Below are 19,835 nucleotides of genomic sequence, written 5' to 3' on the forward strand. Positions count from 1 at the left end.
TATGGCGATGGGAGTTGCTTTTAATTATGGGTCGCAGATGCTCATGGGTGCTTTAGGTAATATGGCAACTGGATCTTCATCTACGGAAACTTCCGGGCAGGGAATGCCTTGGAATGTTGGTTCAGATGTTTTTGGTGGCTTTTCAAATATGATGGGAAGCGTTGGCGGTGTTTTGGGTGGAAGCGGCGCAACTTCCAGCGGTTCATCCAGTGTTGGAGGAAGCTTGCTTGGTGGAGGAGGCGGTTCCGGTTCTCTGGGGATGATGACCCAGTTTGGGCAGTCTATTTTCGGTGGAAGTCAGGAACGAAGCGCAGTGCTGTATAATTCCCAGATGACTGAGGTGAATAATTATCATCTTATGGAGCAGGGTGTTTACAATCGAAGCGTTAGCTACAAAGAAGCACAGCTTATCAATCAGGATGCGGAAATCAAGTTAGCAACCTTGCGCCGTGAATTATACCGTCGCAACCATTCGATTTCAGGACATAAAGGGGTTCGACTTGATTCCGGCTCAATTGTAGATGTGCGGGAGGATACTATCCGTCAGGCTGCTTACGATGCTGAAATCGTAAAATATCAGGCAGAGGTGAATTCAAACAGGATGATTGAGCATGGTGATTTGTCGGTTTGGTCAGCACAAAGCAAGTCAGTGCTGAACTCCAATATGGTGCAAGAGGATATAAATAAAAGCGATTCATCAATTAATGGTGGACTTTTGAGTCAGGGGATGAGTCTGGCCGGAAGCATGCTGGGTTCAAATCTCGGCGGGTAATTATTCGCCGCATTATCGTTATTCAAGGCGGACCTGAGTTGAGTTACTCGGGTCCGCCTTTATTTTTAAGCTACAAGCATAAGGTCGGTATTAAAATGATTTAGTAACATCAACAGGAGAGATTTATGACTGTGGTTTCTAGCGGGAACACCATCACTTTTGCAGGGGACGGTGTTCAAACTTTTTTTGATTTTAACTTCCGTATCTACAGGGCCGAGGACCTTTGCGCAGTGTTGCGCAATAGCGAGAGTACTGAAGAGCGGCTTGTCTTAGGTACTGATTTTAATATCCTTTCCGGCGTAGGGAGCGACTCAGGGGGCCGGGTACAGTATCCAGTCAACGGTACACCTCTTCCTGTAGGGCAAAGCATTACCCTTTACCGGGAAATCGCTTACACACAGGAATTGGAATTAGTGGACAATGATCCGTTTTCCGCACAGCTCTTGAATGAAGCTTTTGACAGAGGAGTGATGCGCGACCAGCAGTTACAGGAACAGGTTGATCGTGCTTTGAAGTATGACATTTCAACTCCTGATGCAGAGAGACTTACCCCACAGGAAATGGTGCAGACTATTTCCAATGCAAGGGATGAAGCTGTCTCAGCCCATAGCGGAGCAATTGAGGCGGAGGAGAATGCCCGGGTGATGCTTGGTGACGCTTTGTCGGCACAATCCGGTTCAGAAGCAGCTCGCGACCGGGCTTTACTGGCTCAGTCGGCAGCTGAGGAAGCAAGAGATTCTGCCATTGAGATTTCCTTGGGCGATTTAAGCTCCTTACGTAGTTCTTCCCCTGTACTTTCAGCTCCTGCTGAGGCCCTGGAAGGAACAACTGTTTCAATTGTAATTACTGATCATACCGATGACGGTATTTCTTCATATGAAATTAATACATTCGGATTTGGAGCAGCTTCAATAACCGGGAACACTATTAGCTGGGTGCTGGAAACCAGTGCTGTAGATGTAACTAAAGCTATTGAAGTTACCAGAAGAAGGCGTGGTGAACTTTATTCAGACCCGACAGTGCATCGATTGCTCATAAGACATGTTGCCGTTCAGGATGGACCGACTATTGCCTTTGCTGATTCCGTTGATGGTTATCCCGGTGCAAGTGTGGATTCTGAAGGAGTTCATACTCCAGCTTACTCAACTCCAGCTGAGAATACTTTGCAGATTGTTTCAGCGAAGCCTGAAATTGTGGTTGTTAACGGCAAGTTGGTAGTCTTGGACGGCTCAACAGAATCAGTCCTCAAGCTGGCAATGCTGGTCGCTGCTGGCGATGTCCTTATTACCGATCAGGGCGAATGTTTTGTCGCGAGTGTTGAAGCCTCCAGCAATCCCGCAATTACTTTGTTAGATACGTTTGCAGGGACTGTAGACAATGGGTTACGTCTTCATGCTCCATACAGCCCCGGAGGACTACAGTTCACTCCCACAGAAAATTGCACAGTGGATACCGTGACGCTGAAAGCAGGACTCTCTGTTAATGCTGATGCTCAATGCTCAGCAGCCATCTTTTCTGATAATAACGGTGTTCCCGGTGCGAATCTGTCCGGGTATGGTCCAGTAGTGGCCCCTGTAGCCAATCAATTCTGTGAAATGTCTGTGCCTGCTGTGGAGTTGACCGCCGGAACAAAATACTGGGCAATAGTGCAGAATACCGGGACGGGCTATACTGCATTTTGGAATGACCGGGATGCTACTTCACCGCTTAGTTATCGAGACTATCAAGCAGATAACATTGGCGCATGGGGCATGAAAGTTGTGTCGACTTCAACGGATGAATATGCAGCAACCCTCACGACACCTCTCCCGTCGGCCCCAATTACAGCCTATATAAGCCCATTTTGGAAGTCTATTTCTGTAGACGCTGCTACTACTTCTACAAACTTTGTTACTCCTACAGAGGTTACCGAAGGAGATATCATCCGCGTACCTGAGAAGGACTTTAGCGCCGGTCCAGTGACCTTGCTCCCTAAGGAGGAAGCATTCGGCAGTATAACCGCTGCAAATTTAGGTAGCGTACGTAACACCTTCATAGATAAGGAATCAAGGCTTACTGCTGGACGTACTATAACGCATGTAGGCACAAAATCTGTAACGTCAGCTCAACCTAGCATAAGTCTGTATATCGTAAAGCGTGGTTCAGATGGTAAGTTTACACCAGTTGTACGACTCGATACATCACTTACTCAGGCGAATAACCAACCACAATACTTTGAATTAGTGACACCATTTGTAGTGCCTGATACAGACGAGTACTACTTAGGCGTACATTTCGCATCTAGTAGCTACTGGTGGAGTGATACACATAATGCATGGCTTATAACTGGTCAAACTGCCGTAGATACAGCGTACACTGCAACCGATAACCCCGGTTATGTGGCAGTTGGTTGTAAGTACCTTGCCTATGACTACGCTGTGGATACAACCGCTGCTGACTTACTTACCGCTCCTACTGTAGCTGCAATTAAGCAGCCTGATTTTGCTCTTAAAGTCGGTGCCGGAGCAATCGGAGAGTATATTGGGCCTCAAGAAGCATTGAAACTTGATGGAGGCATTGTACAACTCCACGAAGACATTGATACATTTCCCAATGGTTCAGCAGCCAGAACACTTGTAGACTTATCAAGGAAAATCCCTAACGAAGCAACCGTAAGTAAATTCCTCTGGAACTCCGGCAATTCTGCTGGCGGTGGTTACAACCAAACAATCAAAATGAAGATTGTTAAGCAAACAGCCGCAAATACCTTTGATGTTGTAGTTGATCAAACTATTGATTGTGCAGGCAGAGAAGGGAACGTGTATCACTCTGACGATCTTGTGACACCCTACACAATTCCAGAAACTGGTGATTATTACGTTGCAATATATGTGCAGGGTACAACACCGTATTTTAGCTTCTGGTCAATGACTGCTGGAGAGAACGCGAATCTTGATGGTGCAGACATGACCGGCACAGGAAATACAACAACGTCCAGTGCATATGTCTTTGCTATAGGCTGGGAGGAGCTTGGATCATCTTCGACCACCTCTGTTGTGACGAAAGGCGGCAGCTCAGTTAAAGATAAGATTTTAAAAGCTGGCGGTCTGCATAAAACTTTGCTGTTTGATGGAGTGGAAAAAGAAGTCAGTGCGGTTAGTGAGATTGTATCACAAGGTGGACCTGAAATTATTGCTGATCAGGGAACTTTTATACATAGCACTGCCGACCCTAACCACACAACCCCTAACCCATTAACTCAGTTACTTGAAAATACTACTACGTTTTGGAGCACCAATGATGTAGGTCCGGCTATTGTTAATACTGGTTATGTAGGGTCCCAGTTTGCAGAAGACACAACTGTATATGGATTCTATTTACGTCATTGGGGTACTGCCGATATTGCTAACAACTCGATGACTTCTGTTATGGTTCAGGAAAGTACAGATGGAATTAAATGGACTGACGTAGAACAGATAACCATTACTGAGTTAGGGCTTAACTTAGGTCAATATACGTTGACAACTCCTCGCACAGGCAAGTTTATGCGTCTGCTTGCTAAAGCAGATTCACTTTGTGTTAATTGCAGTTGGGCGGTCAGTTATTTGCGTTGGTTTGGGCTTGAAACCACTTATACAACAACAATTGTTCCTGCTGTCGAGCTTCCGCAGGTTCCTAGTTCTGTGGCGATTCCTGACCGCTGTACGCTGACCCCAGCGAACTATGCGTATGCATTGGATGGGGAAGACCTCAAAGTTCGCGGGACCGAAATAGCTTTAGAGAATAATCCGGCACTTACACGACTTGCTATGTCTGTAAATGGAGAAGGGGTAATTTTCAAGAGAGGTAAAATTTATATTAAGGAGAAACCATAGTGGCTGAAATAATCCATAAAGTTGAAGAACAGTCCGGAGTTTCCATTCATCGTGAAATTCCGGCGAAGCGTAGCCATGAAGATTTTGATATCAGCCTGATGAGTCCTGAGACCCGGTCTGCTTTCATCCGCGTTTGCAAAGACGGCTCAGCGTCACCGGATGACTACAGACATGTTTTTGAGTCCATATTGGGTCGGAGCGTAGTTAGCGGCATTTTGCAGTAAAAGAATAAGGGGCTGGTGAGAATGTTCACCAGCCCCTTTGTGCTACTTGTGCTCTTTTAAATATGCAGCGCAACGTTGTTTTACGTTTTCCTGTACATTGTAGAAAAAGAAATCGTAATCGTAACGATGGTATACTTCTTTCCCCAACGACATGTTCAGTTGGCTTAATACAGCTGGTTTTGGGGTGGGAACTTCCAGTGCTCCGTCTTTATTTATGCGTGCTGCTGTGAAATTTTTGATTAGCAGCTTCTTTTCGGGGCTGAGGAATATTTTAGCCTTTATGTTCATGGATGCCGGAAATTCTTTTGTGGCAGTACTCCATGAAAGTGGATTCACACAGCGAGCTCCTTTCTTAATTGTCGGAGACTCTCCACCGGGACCAATTGTATTCCAGGTTATCAGGCAGCCGGTCTGATCCGGTTTTTCGCTTAGTTTGAGGCCAAGATCGTGAAGGTCTTGATCAGTGAATGTCCATCCCGGCATGTAAGCTGCCACCAGTTTGCTTTTGTCCAGAAGTTCAGGATTCTTGCGCAGCAGTGTCTGGAGCACAAAAGATCCCTGACTATGACTGGCAAGAATGAACGGGCGGCCGTTGTTTATGTTGTTCAGGTAGTATTTGAAAGCATTTTCAATATCCGCAACCGGTGTTTTTAAGTATTCCTGAAGATGCCGGTCATCCATTTGGAGCACTTCAATATTCATCTGGCGGTACCGGGGGGCGAAAACATTGCAGGATTCAGCAAATGCTCCGGTAATCCATTGTACTGTGTCTCGGTCAGTGATCCGGTTAAGTTTCTGGTCGTTTAAGTCAGCTATTAAGTGTCCGTTTGCAGGAGGGCCATATGTAGTGGGATGAACAAAGAAAACATCAATTTTATGCCTGATATTTTCATCTTTTATAGACCATAATTTATCTTCGGAGTAGTCAGGAGCATTTGGTAGTGGGGTAGATTTTTTTATATTACAGGCAGATGAGCCAAATATCACGATTGCTAAAATGAAATATGTAATAAATTTATTAACAGGCATACCTTTTCTCCGTTATCGTTTGTTAGTAAATGTAGTTGTTATATGTGGAATCTATGTGCTGTCAACGAACTTGGGTGAATTAATGATTTGTTATAAGTAAATACAACTGTAGAAGTGGATTGAAGCTTAAATTTTGCTTCTCCTAAAAAACATGGTTGCTATTCTGGGCCATGAGTCTTATTTTTCCTGTTCAGCATTTAAAACTTCCTTTTATTTTTTACTGCCGGATTTTGTTTTTATGATTCCAAAGAGTTTTTATCGCCGTATTGAGGGCGAACTGACCGAACTTGAAAAAAGTTCCCTGCTCAGGACGGTTCCTGAAGTTGATTTCGGTGCGGATAAGGAACTTGTTTTTAAGGGTAAAAGACTGCTTAACCTTGCTTCCAATGATTACCTCGGACTATCCAAAGACCAATCTCTTGCAACGGCTGCAATAAAAGCAGTGGAGCAGTATGGTTGCGGCTCTGCTGCCTCCCGTCTGGTTACCGGTAATTTTCGCCTCTATGATGAATTGGAACGCGAGCTTGCTGCTTTTAAAGAGCAGGAAGATTCTATGCTTTTTACATCCGGCTACGCCGCTAATCTTGCCATTATGGATAGTTTTGCCGGGCGGCGTACAGTTGTTTTTTCTGATAAGCTTAACCACGCCAGTATCTTGGATGGGATAAGGATGTCCGGTGCGCGTCAGGTTCGCTATCGGCATAATGACATTGCTCATTTGAAAAAACGCATGGAAGCGTCAAAGGATGCGGATGAGAAACTGCTGGTCACTGATACGATTTTCAGCATGGACGGCGATCTTGCATATCTGGAAGAGATTGCCGATCTCTGCGATTTTTACGATACCATGCTGGTCGTTGATGAAGCTCATGCTGAAGGAGTCTTCGGTTCTGGAAAAGGAATAGCCCATGAACGGGGACTGGTCCGGCGTGTTGACTTGCACATGGGTGCTTTTTCCAAAGGTTTCGGCTCACTTGGCGGGGCCGTCTCCGGTCGAAAGGATTTGATATCTTATTTACGTAACAAAGGTCGTTCCTTTGTTTTCAGCACTGCCCTGTCGCCTGCAGTCATCGGCGCGAATCTCGCTGCCTTGCGAATGGTTGCTGAGGACCCGTCTAGAGGAGATAAGCTGCTGCATATGAGTCGGGATGTGAAAACTTATCTTGAGTCATGCGGATTTGATTGCGGTCAATCAGAGAGTCAGATCATACCGGTGATACTCGGCGATAATGAGACTGCGCTCACCGCTCGGGACAGGCTTATTGAGGCAGGGATTTATGCTGCTGCTATCCGTCCACCTACCGTTCCTGAAGGAACAGCCCGTTTGCGTCTTTCATTGCGAGCAGATTTAACAGAAGTTGATTTGCAGAAAATTAAGGCTGCGTTTGGCGGTTTGAAAGCAGAGTTGGAAAAATGAGTATAGTTTTTGTCGGCGGCTGGGCTACATCTCCCCAGCAGTATTCATTATTGCCCGAGTCTGCGCGGTTTTTGGTTCCATTTACGGGGTTTGATCCTAAGGAATTGCCTGAATTAATAAGTGAGGGTGGTGATGTTCTGGTGGGCTGGTCTACCGGGGCACATATGCTTTTGAAGGATTGCCGCCATTTATTTGAATTATATGAAAAGGTATTCTTGATTGCTCCCTTTTTATCGTTTACCGACTCTTTTCCCACACGACTGGTCCGGGGAATGATAGCCGGAATGGAGAGTGACCCTGCGGCGGTTGTAAACTCTTTTCATGAGAATTGCGGTGAAACAAATCCGCCTGCCTATGCCCCGGAAGATAAAGATTCACTGATTGCCGGACTTGAATACCTTATTGCTTCCAAGATTGAGCCGGAAGGTGTTTTCAATTTGCCTAATTGTACCTTGGTACATGGCTTAAATGATCGCATTGTCCGATCCAAGGCTTTCGGAAAACTTGCAGCAGTCATTGATGGGGCGGATATCCTTAATATTGAGGGCGGCCATAAAATTTCTGAAACACAATTAATGAGCATCATCAAGGGATAGAATTTACGTGAAACAAAGGATTCGCCAATGTTTCGGCAAAGCTGCTTCCAGCTATAGTAAGGCCGCTTCCGTACAGCGTGTGGTCGCGCGCAATTGTGCAAGCCTGTGTCCGAAAGAAGATTTTCGCACTGTTCTGGATATAGGTTCGGGAGTGGGGTTTCTTCATAATGAGCTTAGGGAGCGCATTTCTTACAGCAATTATATTTCATTGGATTTGGTAAGGCCCATGCTTTGGGAGCAGAGGGATTCCGGCGCATCTCTTGTCGCTGCGGATGGTGAGGAATTGCCTTTCGCTGCTGAAAGTTTCGATTTGCTGGTAAGTTCATCTGCCATGCAATGGTATGGTGCACCGGAACTAACTATACCACGCAGTTTTGAGGTTCTTAAATCCGGTGGAAGGTTCGCCATAGCGATTTTTACACACGGAACACTCGCTGAGCTGGCTGATGTCAGCGCAAGGACCGGATTCGGGTCGGTAAAAGAGCTTAAACCAAGTTCATTTTACATGGAACTTTTCGACAATATGTCAGGTTTAAAGGTGGATTACGCAAGTGAGGAGCATGTTGAGTTCTTCCCTTCCGTAAAACACTTCCTGAAACAGCATAAGATGACCGGGGCAGTTGCTTCCAGTGAGAAGATCTCATGGGGTAGAGAAAAATACCGCCGGTTCGTTGAAGAGTATGAAAATTTATACAGGGGAGAATCAGGTATAAAAGCCAGTTACAAGGTTTTTCTTGCTTACGGGCGGAAATTGTAGCTGCCTCTATGGAGGACGGCAGTTAACCTTTGACTTTTTTTCTGATCAATACGAACTTCTTCGTAAGATTAATGATGAGATTCAGGAGTTAGATATGTTAGTTGGGGATTGGATGACAGAAGAGGTGCTGACCCTTATGCCGGGCGCACCCATAATCGACGCCATGGAAATGATGCGTGATGCCGGAATCAGGCAGATACCTGTCACTGAGGCTTCCGGTCTTGTAGTTGGTATTGTTTCCGATAGAGATGTCCGTGATGCAATGCCTTCCAAGTTTTTGCCTGGAGATAACGCCGCAGGAAAAGGTGATGGGTTGATGGGTCTAAAGATCAAAGATATTATGACTCATGATCCCTATATAGTTTCTCCGGATACCTGCATGGAGGTTGCTGCCGAGATTCTTCTTGAAAAGAAAATTGGTGGATTGCCCGTAGTCGATGAGTTCGGCCTGGTCGGTATTGTTACCGAGGTTGATATTTACCGTTTTCTGACCACTGTAACAGCAGTAAGCAAAGGTAGTTCCCAGTTTGCATTTGTGCTCGAAGATACTGCCAGCGCCCTTGAGGATCTGCTGAGCGACATGTGGGCCAGGGGATTAAGGCTTTCTACTGTTTTTACTTCTTATGAAGGTGTTGAGCAGGGTTCTCGCCGAGTATTTATCTGGGTCCAGAAGCTCGACGATGATATTGTGGAATCTTTAGTTGTACACCTGAAAAAAACGTATAACTTTAAGTATCACGTTCATCGTGGCGAGACGTATAAGAATGAATTTTAATGGTTATCGCTAATGAAAAAACCGCACTGGATTTCCGGTGCGGTTTTTTTGTATTTTAAAGAAGTTTCATTTTTTTGGCTTCTTCGTACTTTTCAATTGAAATCATATTCAGAGTCAAAAGAGCAGCTATTACATTTAAATTTTTTTCTGCGGCATAAATTTCAGCGGAAAGAAATTGAACTTCTGTCAGTACACCGCTTTGCACTAGCCAACTTTTGAGGTCCGACGGCTTTTCATCTGTCGTTTTTGCTGCTGCTTCTGTTTTTATACCGGCTTTTAGAAGTGTCTTTAAGTTGTCCAGCCTGCGCGAAAGTTCTTTGCGTCTGGCTTGCAACTCCTTCTGCGCTTCGACCAGATTCTTTTCTTTTCTTGCCAACGCATCATGCTTAAGCTCAAAGTTGCCGTTGATTGTTTTGCAGGCAACTATAGTGGCTATAGTTCCAAATAAGACAAATATAATAGAAAATGTCATTGTTTTGATGTCTTATAGTGCAGTATAAGCAGTTAAGAATCTTTCGAATTAACATCCGCTTCGACTAAGTCGATTTCCAGCTCATCAATTTTTTCTTGAGTCTCAGCGACCTCTTTTTCAATCAAGTTGATTTCAGAGCGGATTTTATCCATGGTTTTTTCCATGTGCTGCTCTTTCAACTCAAATGCCTTCTTCCTCTGGGCATATTTTGCATTTTGTGCAGAGTATGAGGAGTAAATAATGAAGGCAAAAATGATGAGTGCAATTGATGCGACAAGTAATTCCGTCATTCCAATTCATCCCCGTGTGTATATATTCTCGGAACCTTAGTTTATATGGACTTTATGTTCAAGGAAAAATAGCTATCTGCTTAAAATAATGTATAATGTGTGTTGCATATTGGAGAAATAGCCGGTTAAGTTCATAATACAGTTTAAATTTTTTTTTATCTGAGATAGTCTACTGGTAAGATTCTTCAATTACTATTGGTTATTCCGTGAGGATTTGCATGCATAGTGATAATCTGTTCGCAGAGGATGAACTGCTTTTTTCCGGTGAAGAAGCCGATGAGTCTACGGTTAATGCGCTTGAACCGTGGATGGTTCTAATCGTTGATGATGAACCTGATGTTCACTCTATGACCAAAATGGTTCTAGGTGATTTTGCGTTTGAAGACCGCCCTCTTGAGTTTGTGAGCGCTCATTCAGGTAAGGAGTCATTAGAGATACTTAAGTCTGATCCGAGTTTTGCTGTGGTTCTGCTTGATGTTGTAATGGAGACAAACACAGCAGGGCTGGATGTTGCGCGCAGGATCAGGAATGAACTGAACAATCAGTTTATCAGGATCATTTTGCGAACTGGTCAGCCCGGTTTCGCACCGGAACATCAGGTAATTACCGAGCTGGATATCAACGATTATTGGCAAAAGGCGGAACTGACTTCCAGAAGGCTGACTACTTCAATGACCACGGCTTTGCGATCTTATCGTGATTTGCGCAAGATTGAACTTAATCGTGAAAGTCTGGCTCAGATGGCCAAGTCAGTGGCCCACCAAATACGTAACAGGACCATGACTATCAATGGCTTCACTAATCTTGCCTCCCGTAAGTTGGGACCGCATTCAGAGGCCTCGGAATATCTTGAAACTATCTCCCACGAGACTGCAAGGTTGGAAGATATAGTCAATAGTGTTTCTGAGTTTGCAGCTATAGATCGTTGCGATCATTGTAGTGCTGATATCAAGGAGGTCGGAGAAAAGGCGATTGAGTTATGTAGGGGAATGGCAAATGAGCTCGGTAAGAATGTCCATTTTGATATCGATATAGTTGCGCAGAATATAGATTCACGCCCGGATTTGTTGTCTAAAGTTGTATTTGAGCTTGTCTCCAATGCGATAGTCTTTGCGGATGAAGAACAGCCGCGAGTCAGCGTTAAGGTGACTGTTAAGGGTGATGTCTGCATGCTCGTTGTGTCTGATAATGGAAAGTGTATTTCAAGTGAGGACTTGCCTTATATTTTCGATCCTTTTTTTACGACGCGTCCAGAAGCAGTCGGAATGGGATTAAGTATTGTAAATAGAATTGCCAGTGGTTATAACTGGGATATAGATGTTTCCTGTTCGGACGAAGGGGGGGCTGTTTTTACACTGCAAATCCCCCTGTGATATTCAAGTGAGGTCTGTTTATGGTAGATGGTTCTAGCTCCTTTGATAATGATGAGCTTTTCTTTGCTGATGAGACTCCTGAAGAAGTTGGGGGAGTGAAAGGAAAGCTTTGGAAAGTTCTTATTGTTGACGACGAAGATGATGTTCATAGCACAACCCGTCTTGTTCTAGATGATTTTTCTTTCGAAGGTTCCGGACTTGAATTTTTGAGTGCGTATTCTGCTGAAGAAGCTGTTGCCGTATTGAAGGATCATCCTGATGTAGCGGTGATTCTTCTTGATGTGGTTATGGAGACCAATCATGCGGGGTTGGAATTGGTCAAGACCATTCGTGAAGAAATGAAGAATACTATGGTCCGCATTATCTTGCGTACCGGTCAGCCCGGTCAGGCTCCCGAACGGCAGGTTATCGTTGAATATGATATCAATGACTACAAACATAAGGCTGAACTAACAGCCCAGCGTTTATTTACCTCATTATTTTCTGCTCTGCGTTCGTACAGGGACTTACAGGTTATTGAACAGAACCGTAAGGGGTTGAAGCATATTATTGAAGCCTCCGGAAGTCTTTTCAAGCAACAATCAGTCGGACGGCTGGCGCAAGGTGTGCTGACTCAGGTTATCTCGTTGATTGGCTTACGGGATTCTGTGTATGTTGAAGGAGATGGTGTTGCTGTTTCCAGTCCTGATAAAGGAAACATGAGGATTATTGCTTCAACTGGAAAGTATTCTGTATGCAATGCTTCCATTGAAGAATGTGGCGTTATTTCGGAGCGGACCAAGGAGCAACTGGAGAGAGTCCGCGAGCAGGGGTGTGGGTGTTTTGCGAATAATGATTACATTGGCTACCTGCCCACACATCAAAAAGGCTCTCACATGCTTTATGTGGAAAACTGTGGGAATGAGTTTAGTGAGCAGGACGAAGATTTACTCAAAATTTTTTCAGATAACGTAGGCGTTGCTTTTGATAATATCTATTTGAATCAGGAGATTTTGGATACACAAAAGGAAATCGTTCGTATGCTGGGCGAAGTTGTAGAATTTCGCTCCAAGGAAACAGCATTTCACGTCATTCGCGTTTCTGAGATAGCCAGAATTTTAGGTATTGCTGTTGGTCTTGATGCAATGCAGGTAGATGAACTTTACTATGCATCCCCCATGCATGATGTCGGAAAGATCGGTATACCCGATTCAATTCTGCTTAAGCCCGGAAAGCTTACTCCGGAAGAAATGAATATTATGCGCAGCCATACTGAAATCGGATACAACATCCTTCGGGCCAGTAACCGAAAGTTGTTGAAGGCTGCGGCTACCATTGCTCATGAGCATCATGAGTATTGGGATGGGTCTGGTTATCCGCAGGGTTTGAAAGGTGATGAAATAAGTATTGCCGGACGTATTATCTGTATTACAGATGTTTTTGATGCCTTATGCAGTGACCGCATATACAAGCAGTCGTGGGAAGTCGATCGTGCATTGGAGTTTCTTAAGTCTCACAGGGAAACAATGTTTGACCCGGGACTTGTGGATCTGTTCTTCGAAAATCTGGATAAGATTATGCAGATAAGGGAAAAGTATAAAGACGATTTTTAAGACAAAAAAAAGGAGCCGAAAGGCTCCTTTTTTTTGTTCGCTTATTTTTTCTTCTTCCAGGAATTTTCCTGGCCTTTGGCTAGGCGTCTGATGTTTTCCCGGTGGGTCCAAAAAAGGAGTACTGTCATACCGCAAGCAAGCGGGACCATACCGACAGAACCGGTTACCAGAGTGAAGAAGGGCAAGGCCACTGCAAAAGTAAGTGATCCCATGGATACGAATCCGGAAAGGGCGATCACTGCCAGCAGGAAAACGATAGAGTAGAATGTTGCAACAGGAGCCAGCGCCAGAAATACGCCGATAGTAGTGGCAACGGCTTTTCCGCCTTTCATGTCCATGAAAATGGAGAAGACATGCCCGATTACGGCTGCAGCAGCTACCAGAGAGATGAAAATCCAGTTATGGCTGTACTGATAGGCCATGAGTACGGGAACAAATCCCTTGGCAACGTCAAGAACAAGTGCTGCTACACCGTACTTGAACCCACAGAGGCGGGCAACGTTGGTTGCTCCGGTGCTTTTGCTTCCTTCAGTGCGGATGTCGCAGTTGCAGCAAATTTTACCGATGAAAAGTCCGAAGGGAATTGATCCCAGAAAATAGGCGAAAACCAGCCAGAATATCCAGAGCATGCGCTAACTCCTTTAAGTCTTTTTCCTTTTCAGGCCTACCGGTGTCCCTTCCCGTTGCTTTCCCCCATTGCGGGATAGGGCCGGATTGCCTGTAAGTTTCCGTTTAATGTCGGCAGTTAAGGTCAATAACCTTAAAAACCGAAAATACATATATGCTAATTCCAGCTGGAATAACAGCCGGAAATAGACGTTTCCTTTTCTTTATAACTATTCTTCCATAGCCTCAACAACACGCAGTTCGTTGGTCAGCGGGTCTATTTTGTTGAAACGTATCTGGAAACCTTGGCCGGGATACAGCTTGTCCCCAAGCATAGGCCGGGGAACCCTGACATTGATCTGGATTTCAGGCATAGCCAGCGTGGCAAGGGGGCCGTTATCATCTACTACAACCGCATGGTGCCAGCCTTTCCTGTTCTGGGCCAGATAGAGCAGCTTCCAGTAACGCGGCCTGAACCGTTGGATTTTAATGACAGATTGCAGGCGAAGCTGAAGATTTTCGGCGAGAGATTTCAGTTCGTCAGTATCCCATTTAGGCTGTTCTTCAACAAGGTAATGGCAAAGCTGGGCCATGTTGATGAAGTCTGCGTATCTCCGCAGAGGGGACGTAATGGGGCTGTATCCGCTAACCGCAAGTGTGGCGTGTTTTTTAGGAACAGTATCCATTTGCGGGGGGACCATCTGGCGTACCCGCATATAAATTTCGTGAGGCTCTGTGACTATTCCGCTCAGGTCGGAAGGCAGAGCAATATCCTGCGTGCGGTAGAGCAGGGGGAAGTCATTCTCTTCTGCGAATTTGCCCAGCCCGGAGTTGGCGAGGATCATAAATTCACTGATGATCTGGTCCGCCCGGGTAGTCTTTTCCTTGGCGGACATGAGTACTTTGGTCTGCTGCGGCCATCCTTGAAGGGAAAGCTCCGGCTCAGGTCTGCGGATGACAATTGCTCCGTGCTTGATGCGTTCCTGCAAAAGTTTTTCAGAAAGCTCAAAAGCGAGAGTCATTTCATCGTCACTGCCTTCTTCCAGCATCTGTTCTACTGCAAGATAGGTGGAGTTGTCGGTGATTTTTACCCAGCTGATATGAGGTGTAACCGACTGTAAAATACCATGTTCATCAAGCTCAAAAGTGGTGACAAGTGCGGGACGAACTTCTCCGGAAAAAAGACTGAATGCACCTATGCCAAGAGCTTCCGGCATCATATGGCTGGTGCCTTCGGGCAGGTATACGCTGGTTCCACGGTTCATGACCGCTTGATCAAGAGCGGAGCCGAAATCCCAGTCCATACAGGGACGGGCAAGTGCAATGGTCAGGGTGTATCCACCATCTTCGCGCCTTTTGAGGTTGAAGGCGTCATCAATGTCTTTTGTGGTCGCGGAGTCAATGCTGCGCATGGGCAATGGACAGGGATCGCCTGCTTTTGTCTCCACAGCTTTGACCAGTCTGTCGATTTCATCTTTGTGTGCAGCGGACCAGCTGTCATCAAAAACGTACTCCGCTTCATCCAGCAGGTAGTTGTGATGAGGATGTACTATTCCCCAGCCTTGAGCCAGCAGAAGCGGTAAGTGGGGGTGATCGGGCAGTCCTTTACGTAGAGCAGACCACATCTTATTTGATTTGTCTTCGTTCAGGCCGGCAACTCTGTCCATAAGAAATGATTTCAGACCTTCTGCTATTTCGTCGGACATATCCGGAATCTGGTCCGGTCTGATTTTTCCGCCGGATTCACGGGCGGTCCAGATTTTCTTGAAGAGATCCTGCCCGACACTCATGATTTCTTCATGAGCCTTTTCTTCCGCCTGCTGCTGAAGGCGGAGTTCCACTTTTTCTTTAGTGTAGATAATAAATTCAGGCGGCTGAAATTTGAAATGGGTTTTAGCTGCGATCATAGCCCTGCCGAGGGCGGAAATATGATCTGCATCCGGTTCTTCCCAGAGAAGACCAGCAAACCAGTTCAGGGGAGCTTTTTCAACTTCTCCCTGAGCCAGATCCCAGATTTCCATGGTATCAAGTCCGGCTTGAAGTTCGCCTCTTTTTTCCTGATGGGCGACCATGTAGTCGAGCATTTCCTGCCGGGAGGCAGAAGCGGAATATTGCGGTCCTACCCAAGGGAGTACCCGTGCAGCGGGCATCTTGGTTTCGCGCTTGTTGATGGTATAGAGCTTGAGCTTTCCGGATTGCTCTTCCATGACAAATGCCAGTTGCGGCTGGTTGCCATGCATGAATTCTACAATATTTCCGGGCGCTACGTAACGTCCTTCCTTAAATAGGGACATGTAAATCCTTCCGGGAATTGCTGTGTTTGCCGATACAGTAAACGTTTCCCGCTTTCCGCCTGCTCGTTATGAAGCGGAAGTAATGTTCTAACTTGCTAAGTCTAAAAAAAAATAAACCCCGAATGTCTCACCACGACATCCGGGCATTCTTAACATAAATGTTTAATTATTGAAATGGCAGGCCTGCGCTAAAATTTTTGCCAAATAATTTGTCTAAACGACGAAGCCAAATAAAAGTTTTGAAAGGATGGGGTCTGGGGAAGGAAAGCTTTTTCAAAAGTTTTCCTTCCCCAGCCGCCGGAGGCATAAAATTAATGCTTAAAAGAGCGCTGGCCGGTGAAGACCATGGCAACCTGAGGTGAGGCTTCGTTGGTAGCCTGAATCACTTCGTGGTCGCGGATGGAGCCGCCGGGCTGTGCGATAGCGGTGATACCCTGAGCCATGCACAGGTCTACGCCGTCGCGGAAGGGGAAGAAGCCGTCGGAAACCAGAACGGAACCTTTGAGTCCGCCTTTGGCTTCCACTGCGGCCTGTTCGATTTCAGCGAGATCTTTGGCTGCCTGCTCGTCTTTGAGAGCTTTGAGCTTCAGTTCGAAAAGGGACATCTGGAATTTTTCAAAGCAGAGTCCGTCAGCGTACTTGATGCGCGCCTTGGTGACAGCCAGTTCCACGCAACCTACGCGGTCCTGCTCACCGGTACCGATGGCAGTGGTTACGCCGTCTTTGGCAAAAATTACAGAGTTGGAGGTTACGCCTGCTTCAACTGCCCATGCGAAGAGCATGTCGTCCATTTCCTGCTTGGAAGGAGCGCGGGAAGAGAAGGTGGAACCGTCTTTCTCTGCTGTTGCGGGGATGAAATCTTCTGCATCGAGAATGCGGTTGCGGAAAGAAAACTGCACAACCATGCCGCCGTCCATAAGGGATTTTACATCAAGGAAAGGCTGGCCGAGCATTTTTTCCAGATCGGCAATGCCGGGAATCTGGAGGATGCGCAGGTTCTTGCGTTTCTTGAGAACTTCGAGGGTTCCTTCTTCAAAAGAGGGCGCTGCAACAACTTCAAAGTATGCACTGTCGACAACTTCAGCCGCTTCCATGGTGAAAGGACGGTTGACTACGATGGCACCGCCGAATGCTGCAATCCTGTCGGCCTGAAAAGCATTGCGCAGAGCTACACCAACGCCTTCTTCGGACCATGCTGCACCGCAGGGGTTGTTGTGCTTGAGAATAACAGCTGCGGGTTTAGCGGTCAGGTACTGCAGGATGTTCAGGGCGTTGTCCACATCGGTAAGGTTGGTCTTTCCGGGATGTTTACCTGCCTGAATCATATGTTCTTCGGTGAGTGCAGAAACAAGTCCCTGTCCTTCGCCGCGAAATTTGATACCGTCGTACTCAAGTCCGCCGGAAACAAGCTCGTAAAGAGCTGCGGGCTGGTCAGGGTTTTCGCCGTAACGAAGACCTTTGGTTTCACCGTCGATTTCCCAGGTCCTTTTTTTAAAGGTCAGTTTCTGGTCGCCGAGGGTAACGGTCATATCAGCGGGAAAGGGGTCCTGCTGCAGGGTTTTGTACATTTTTTTAAGATCACTCATAGTTGTTCTCCGTGAGTTGTTGCCTTGTGGTACGCCGCTCATAGCACACCCTTTTCCGGTGGGCAATTTTGAATTGCGGTACCAGCGATCTTTTTGTAGGTTAATTTTGATCAAGTGCGCGGGAAAATCACATTTTTTTTATGAGCCCCGTCGCCAGCAGTATTTTGGGAGATTATATGTCAGAAGGTTATATGGAAAAGGCTCTGTTGAAATTGGCAAAGCAGCTCAATGCCTACGATGAGGCTTCTCTTACTGAATTATGGAACAAGTACGAAGCTGAAGTGGCCAATTTCGAACCTACCCGCAAGTGGGAGGAAGCCGCAGTCGTATTCGGAATGATACAGGCTGTACGGCTTAAAAACCAGCTTTTTAATTATCATTGGGCACAAACTGCCGGCCCGGAATCCATGTCTCCCCGTCCGGATTTTATTCCCGGAAAGGGCGAGGAAGAATTGTTCGGTTCAAAGCCAAAAGGTTCAGGGGGCGGATCAGCGGGCAGTAGTAAGGGGAATAAGGTAATTCGCCTCCAGCCCCGGAAGGACAGCTAGTCCGTTCATAATATAATAGTAGTAGCGGACGCTATCGACATAATCTACGGCTTCATACCCGCGTGTGTAGCCGTATTTTGTTTTTGAATGGTACTTCGGTCTGGTCAGCAAGGGAAATACCTGTTTGAGTGAGCGCCATGTGCCTGGGTGTCTGCTGGTGTATTTGGCGATTTCAATGGCATCATAAACATGCCCCAAGCCTTGGTTGTATGCCGCAAGGGTGAACAACCAGCGGTCCCAGCCGTCGACATCGCGGCTGTCCAGTTTGTCCCAAAGAAATCTTAGATAGCGCGCACCGCCGTTAATTGCCTGCTGCGGGTCCAGCCTGCTCGTTAATCCTAAAAGTTGGGCTGTGTCGTTTGTCAGCTGCATCAGACCGCGAACTCCTGTCTTGCTGCGTGCAAGCGGATCAAATCGTGATTCCTGATACATTACAGCTGTAAGCAGCAACGGGTCTATTTTGTACTTTCTGGCGGCTTTAAGGATATATTGGTGATAGCGGGGCAGTTTTTCACGGATATCTTTGCGAAGGGAGTATAGATCATAAAAATCGGTTTCTTCCGGTATAAATCCAAAATATTTTTCCTGTAAGTCCTCAAGGGTGCCGTTAGTGGTAATCAGGTTCCAGTAGTCTTCTGCTGTTTGTCCGAGACCATGAACGTCATCGCGCAGATACCATCTGTATTCCTGGTCATCACCGAAATAGTCCGTGATTCTGAGTTTATGGATGAACGGTCTGATAGGCTTGAAAGCACCGGATTCTACGAGATGAAAACGGATGTTTTTATTTTCGTTCAATTTCAGCAGCGGCTCAAGATGTGTTGAGTTGCTTCCTTTGATCATGGTCGGCGAACAGTCTAATTGTGTGCTGAGTTCGTTGAAAGTCTCAACCAGTCCTGAGTGGGCAGGCACAAAGACTTCCTGATCGCAAAGCTCAAAAGGTGTGCGAAGTTCAAACCTGAGAATGTGGTGCAGCATTGCCGCAGGGCTTTTTTCATATACCGGACCTTTGATAAGCGGGGTAGTTGTGGAGCTTAAGTCCGGATTGTATCCGGTCGCCAGCAGAATGTCTGCTTTACCCTTGATCAGCGCTTCAAAGGCTTTTTCGTGAGTCGGATAGGCTTTGATATCAAGGTCTGTACCTGCGTACTCAGTGAATTCATCCACCAGTTCACGTTCGAATCCCGGACCCCACGGAGAAAGTTTTGGAAAAACGCGTTCTATGTCCACTGCGGCAACGCGGATTGTGTTGGGCAGGGGAATCTCATATTTTACTGAATAAATGTAGTAAAAAAAGGAGAATAGCGCCAAGTACACAACAATATTGAATATATGTTGTGAAAAAAGTATCAAAATGCCCTTTTTGGGGTCATTTAATTTACTCTGATGTATTGACATATCCCCGAAAGATTTTTTACGCATTAAAACCCGTCTGCCGTGCTTAGTGCTGGCGTACCCATTTTAAAGAGGGTATCAAAAGCAGGTAAGCGGATCTTCTTGAGCGGCCTTTAACGGATTTATTTGTTGTGAACGACTGGTTCGTTCCTGTTAATATACGTCAGACGCAGTGCCGCTATCAAGTAATCAAATTACAGCAAGAATTCCATGTCTTAAGTCAAAGACATGCGGAAATACTGTAGAAGGAGCACA

Annotated in this window: 17 protein-coding genes; 10 read left to right on the plus strand and 7 right to left on the minus strand. The window is 46.0% G+C overall.

Annotation, left to right across the window (positions count from 1 at the left end; translation table 11 throughout):
• Position 1: 1 nt before the first annotated feature.
• From DESAL_RS07240 to DESAL_RS07250, 3 genes are all read left to right on the plus strand, one after another.
• The gene (locus tag DESAL_RS07240; RefSeq protein ID WP_015851323.1) at positions 2–772 is read left to right on the plus strand and encodes a hypothetical protein; all 771 of its coding nucleotides are present in this window, start codon (positions 2–4) and stop codon (positions 770–772) included.
• Between the two features lie 125 nt (positions 773–897).
• Positions 898–4,626, plus strand: coding sequence for a choice-of-anchor R domain-containing protein (locus tag DESAL_RS07245; protein WP_015851324.1), 3,729 nt, complete (start codon positions 898–900; stop codon positions 4,624–4,626).
• On the plus strand, positions 4,626–4,850 hold the full coding sequence (locus DESAL_RS07250; protein ID WP_015851325.1) for a hypothetical protein: 225 nt from the start codon (positions 4,626–4,628) through the stop codon (positions 4,848–4,850). Before DESAL_RS07245 ends, DESAL_RS07250 begins: the two co-directional genes overlap by 1 nt.
• Positions 4,851–4,892: 42 nt before the next feature.
• Here the strand turns inward: DESAL_RS07250 and DESAL_RS07255 are convergent, their stop codons facing one another.
• Positions 4,893–5,879: a DUF3089 domain-containing protein gene (locus tag DESAL_RS07255; RefSeq protein WP_015851326.1), complete on the minus strand. Its 987-nt coding sequence runs from the start codon at positions 5,877–5,879 to the stop codon at positions 4,893–4,895.
• 238 nt (positions 5,880–6,117) lie between these two features.
• On the opposite strand from DESAL_RS07255, the gene DESAL_RS07260 reads away from it, so the two are divergent.
• The 4 genes from DESAL_RS07260 (at position 6,118) to DESAL_RS07275 (ending at position 9,424) form a co-directional block, all read left to right on the plus strand.
• Complete coding sequence (locus DESAL_RS07260) at positions 6,118–7,296, plus strand: aminotransferase class I/II-fold pyridoxal phosphate-dependent enzyme (protein ID WP_041722169.1); 1,179 nt, start codon at positions 6,118–6,120, stop codon at positions 7,294–7,296.
• Positions 7,293–7,892, plus strand: coding sequence for an alpha/beta hydrolase (locus DESAL_RS07265; protein ID WP_015851328.1), 600 nt, complete (start codon positions 7,293–7,295; stop codon positions 7,890–7,892). The genes DESAL_RS07260 and DESAL_RS07265 overlap by 4 nt, the downstream gene beginning before the upstream one ends.
• 7 nt (positions 7,893–7,899) lie before the next feature.
• Positions 7,900–8,649: a methyltransferase domain-containing protein gene (locus DESAL_RS07270; protein ID WP_015851329.1), complete on the plus strand. Its 750-nt coding sequence runs from the start codon at positions 7,900–7,902 to the stop codon at positions 8,647–8,649.
• A 94-nt stretch (positions 8,650–8,743) separates the two neighbouring features.
• On the plus strand, positions 8,744–9,424 hold the full coding sequence (locus DESAL_RS07275) for a CBS domain-containing protein (RefSeq protein WP_015851330.1): 681 nt from the start codon (positions 8,744–8,746) through the stop codon (positions 9,422–9,424).
• Between the two features lie 55 nt (positions 9,425–9,479).
• Here DESAL_RS07275 and DESAL_RS07280 read toward each other — a convergent pair whose 3' ends face one another.
• Positions 9,480–9,896, minus strand: coding sequence for a hypothetical protein (locus tag DESAL_RS07280; RefSeq protein WP_015851331.1), 417 nt, complete (start codon positions 9,894–9,896; stop codon positions 9,480–9,482).
• A 32-nt stretch (positions 9,897–9,928) separates the two neighbouring features.
• Positions 9,929–10,186 (minus strand): hypothetical protein, encoded by a 258-nt coding sequence (locus DESAL_RS07285; RefSeq protein ID WP_015851332.1) that lies wholly within the window; start codon positions 10,184–10,186, stop codon positions 9,929–9,931.
• Positions 10,187–10,404: 218 nt separating this feature from the next.
• On the opposite strand from DESAL_RS07285, the gene DESAL_RS07290 reads away from it, so the two are divergent.
• Both DESAL_RS07290 and DESAL_RS07295 read left to right on the plus strand, forming a co-directional pair.
• Complete coding sequence (locus tag DESAL_RS07290; RefSeq protein WP_015851333.1) at positions 10,405–11,559, plus strand: sensor histidine kinase; 1,155 nt, start codon at positions 10,405–10,407, stop codon at positions 11,557–11,559.
• Between the two features lie 20 nt (positions 11,560–11,579).
• Complete coding sequence (locus DESAL_RS07295; RefSeq protein ID WP_015851334.1) at positions 11,580–13,151, plus strand: response regulator; 1,572 nt, start codon at positions 11,580–11,582, stop codon at positions 13,149–13,151.
• A 41-nt stretch (positions 13,152–13,192) separates the two neighbouring features.
• Here the strand turns inward: DESAL_RS07295 and plsY are convergent, their stop codons facing one another.
• The 3 genes from plsY to DESAL_RS07310 form a co-directional block, all read right to left on the minus strand.
• Positions 13,193–13,780: a glycerol-3-phosphate 1-O-acyltransferase PlsY gene (plsY, locus tag DESAL_RS07300; protein WP_015851335.1), complete on the minus strand. Its 588-nt coding sequence runs from the start codon at positions 13,778–13,780 to the stop codon at positions 13,193–13,195.
• A gap of 207 nt (positions 13,781–13,987) precedes the next feature.
• On the minus strand, positions 13,988–16,051 hold the full coding sequence (locus DESAL_RS07305; protein WP_015851336.1) for a ribonuclease catalytic domain-containing protein: 2,064 nt from the start codon (positions 16,049–16,051) through the stop codon (positions 13,988–13,990).
• Positions 16,052–16,362: 311 nt separating this feature from the next.
• Positions 16,363–17,637, minus strand: coding sequence for an IMP cyclohydrolase (locus DESAL_RS07310; RefSeq protein WP_015851337.1), 1,275 nt, complete (start codon positions 17,635–17,637; stop codon positions 16,363–16,365).
• Between the two features lie 176 nt (positions 17,638–17,813).
• On the opposite strand from DESAL_RS07310, the gene DESAL_RS07315 reads away from it, so the two are divergent.
• The gene (locus DESAL_RS07315) at positions 17,814–18,185 is read left to right on the plus strand and encodes a hypothetical protein (protein ID WP_015851338.1); all 372 of its coding nucleotides are present in this window, start codon (positions 17,814–17,816) and stop codon (positions 18,183–18,185) included.
• Here the strand turns inward: DESAL_RS07315 and DESAL_RS07320 are convergent.
• Positions 18,126–19,502 carry an MltF family protein gene (locus DESAL_RS07320; RefSeq protein WP_245543823.1) on the minus strand — a complete coding sequence of 459 codons (1,377 nt, stop codon included), beginning with the start codon at positions 19,500–19,502 and terminating at the stop codon, positions 18,126–18,128. The genes DESAL_RS07315 and DESAL_RS07320 overlap by 60 nt on opposite strands.
• Positions 19,503–19,835 lie beyond the last annotated feature (333 nt).

Origin of the sequence: Maridesulfovibrio salexigens DSM 2638, from assembly GCF_000023445.1 — a bacterium.
GTDB lineage: Bacteria > Desulfobacterota > Desulfovibrionia > Desulfovibrionales > Desulfovibrionaceae > Maridesulfovibrio > Maridesulfovibrio salexigens.

What these genes read in the sequence shown, in the direction of transcription:
- DESAL_RS07240 (WP_015851323.1), top strand. Translation starts at nt 2, where the DNA reads ATGGCGATGGGAGTTGCTTTTAATTATGGGTCGCAGATGCTCATGGGT.
- DESAL_RS07275 (WP_015851330.1), top strand. Translation starts at nt 8,744, where the DNA reads ATGTTAGTTGGGGATTGGATGACAGAAGAGGTGCTGACCCTTATGCCG.
- DESAL_RS07295 (WP_015851334.1), top strand. Translation starts at nt 11,580, where the DNA reads ATGGTAGATGGTTCTAGCTCCTTTGATAATGATGAGCTTTTCTTTGCT.
- DESAL_RS07285 (WP_015851332.1), bottom strand. Translation starts at nt 10,186, where the DNA reads ATGACGGAATTACTTGTCGCATCAATTGCACTCATCATTTTTGCCTTC.
- DESAL_RS07305 (WP_015851336.1), bottom strand. Translation starts at nt 16,051, where the DNA reads ATGTCCCTATTTAAGGAAGGACGTTACGTAGCGCCCGGAAATATTGTA.
- DESAL_RS07265 (WP_015851328.1), top strand. Translation starts at nt 7,293, where the DNA reads ATGAGTATAGTTTTTGTCGGCGGCTGGGCTACATCTCCCCAGCAGTAT.
- plsY (WP_015851335.1), bottom strand. Translation starts at nt 13,780, where the DNA reads ATGCTCTGGATATTCTGGCTGGTTTTCGCCTATTTTCTGGGATCAATT.
- DESAL_RS07245 (WP_015851324.1), top strand. Translation starts at nt 898, where the DNA reads ATGACTGTGGTTTCTAGCGGGAACACCATCACTTTTGCAGGGGACGGT.
- DESAL_RS07310 (WP_015851337.1), bottom strand. Translation starts at nt 17,637, where the DNA reads ATGAGTGATCTTAAAAAAATGTACAAAACCCTGCAGCAGGACCCCTTT.
- DESAL_RS07280 (WP_015851331.1), bottom strand. Translation starts at nt 9,896, where the DNA reads ATGACATTTTCTATTATATTTGTCTTATTTGGAACTATAGCCACTATA.
- DESAL_RS07290 (WP_015851333.1), top strand. Translation starts at nt 10,405, where the DNA reads ATGCATAGTGATAATCTGTTCGCAGAGGATGAACTGCTTTTTTCCGGT.
- DESAL_RS07255 (WP_015851326.1), bottom strand. Translation starts at nt 5,879, where the DNA reads ATGCCTGTTAATAAATTTATTACATATTTCATTTTAGCAATCGTGATA.
- DESAL_RS07315 (WP_015851338.1), top strand. Translation starts at nt 17,814, where the DNA reads ATGTCAGAAGGTTATATGGAAAAGGCTCTGTTGAAATTGGCAAAGCAG.
- DESAL_RS07260 (WP_041722169.1), top strand. Translation starts at nt 6,118, where the DNA reads ATGATTCCAAAGAGTTTTTATCGCCGTATTGAGGGCGAACTGACCGAA.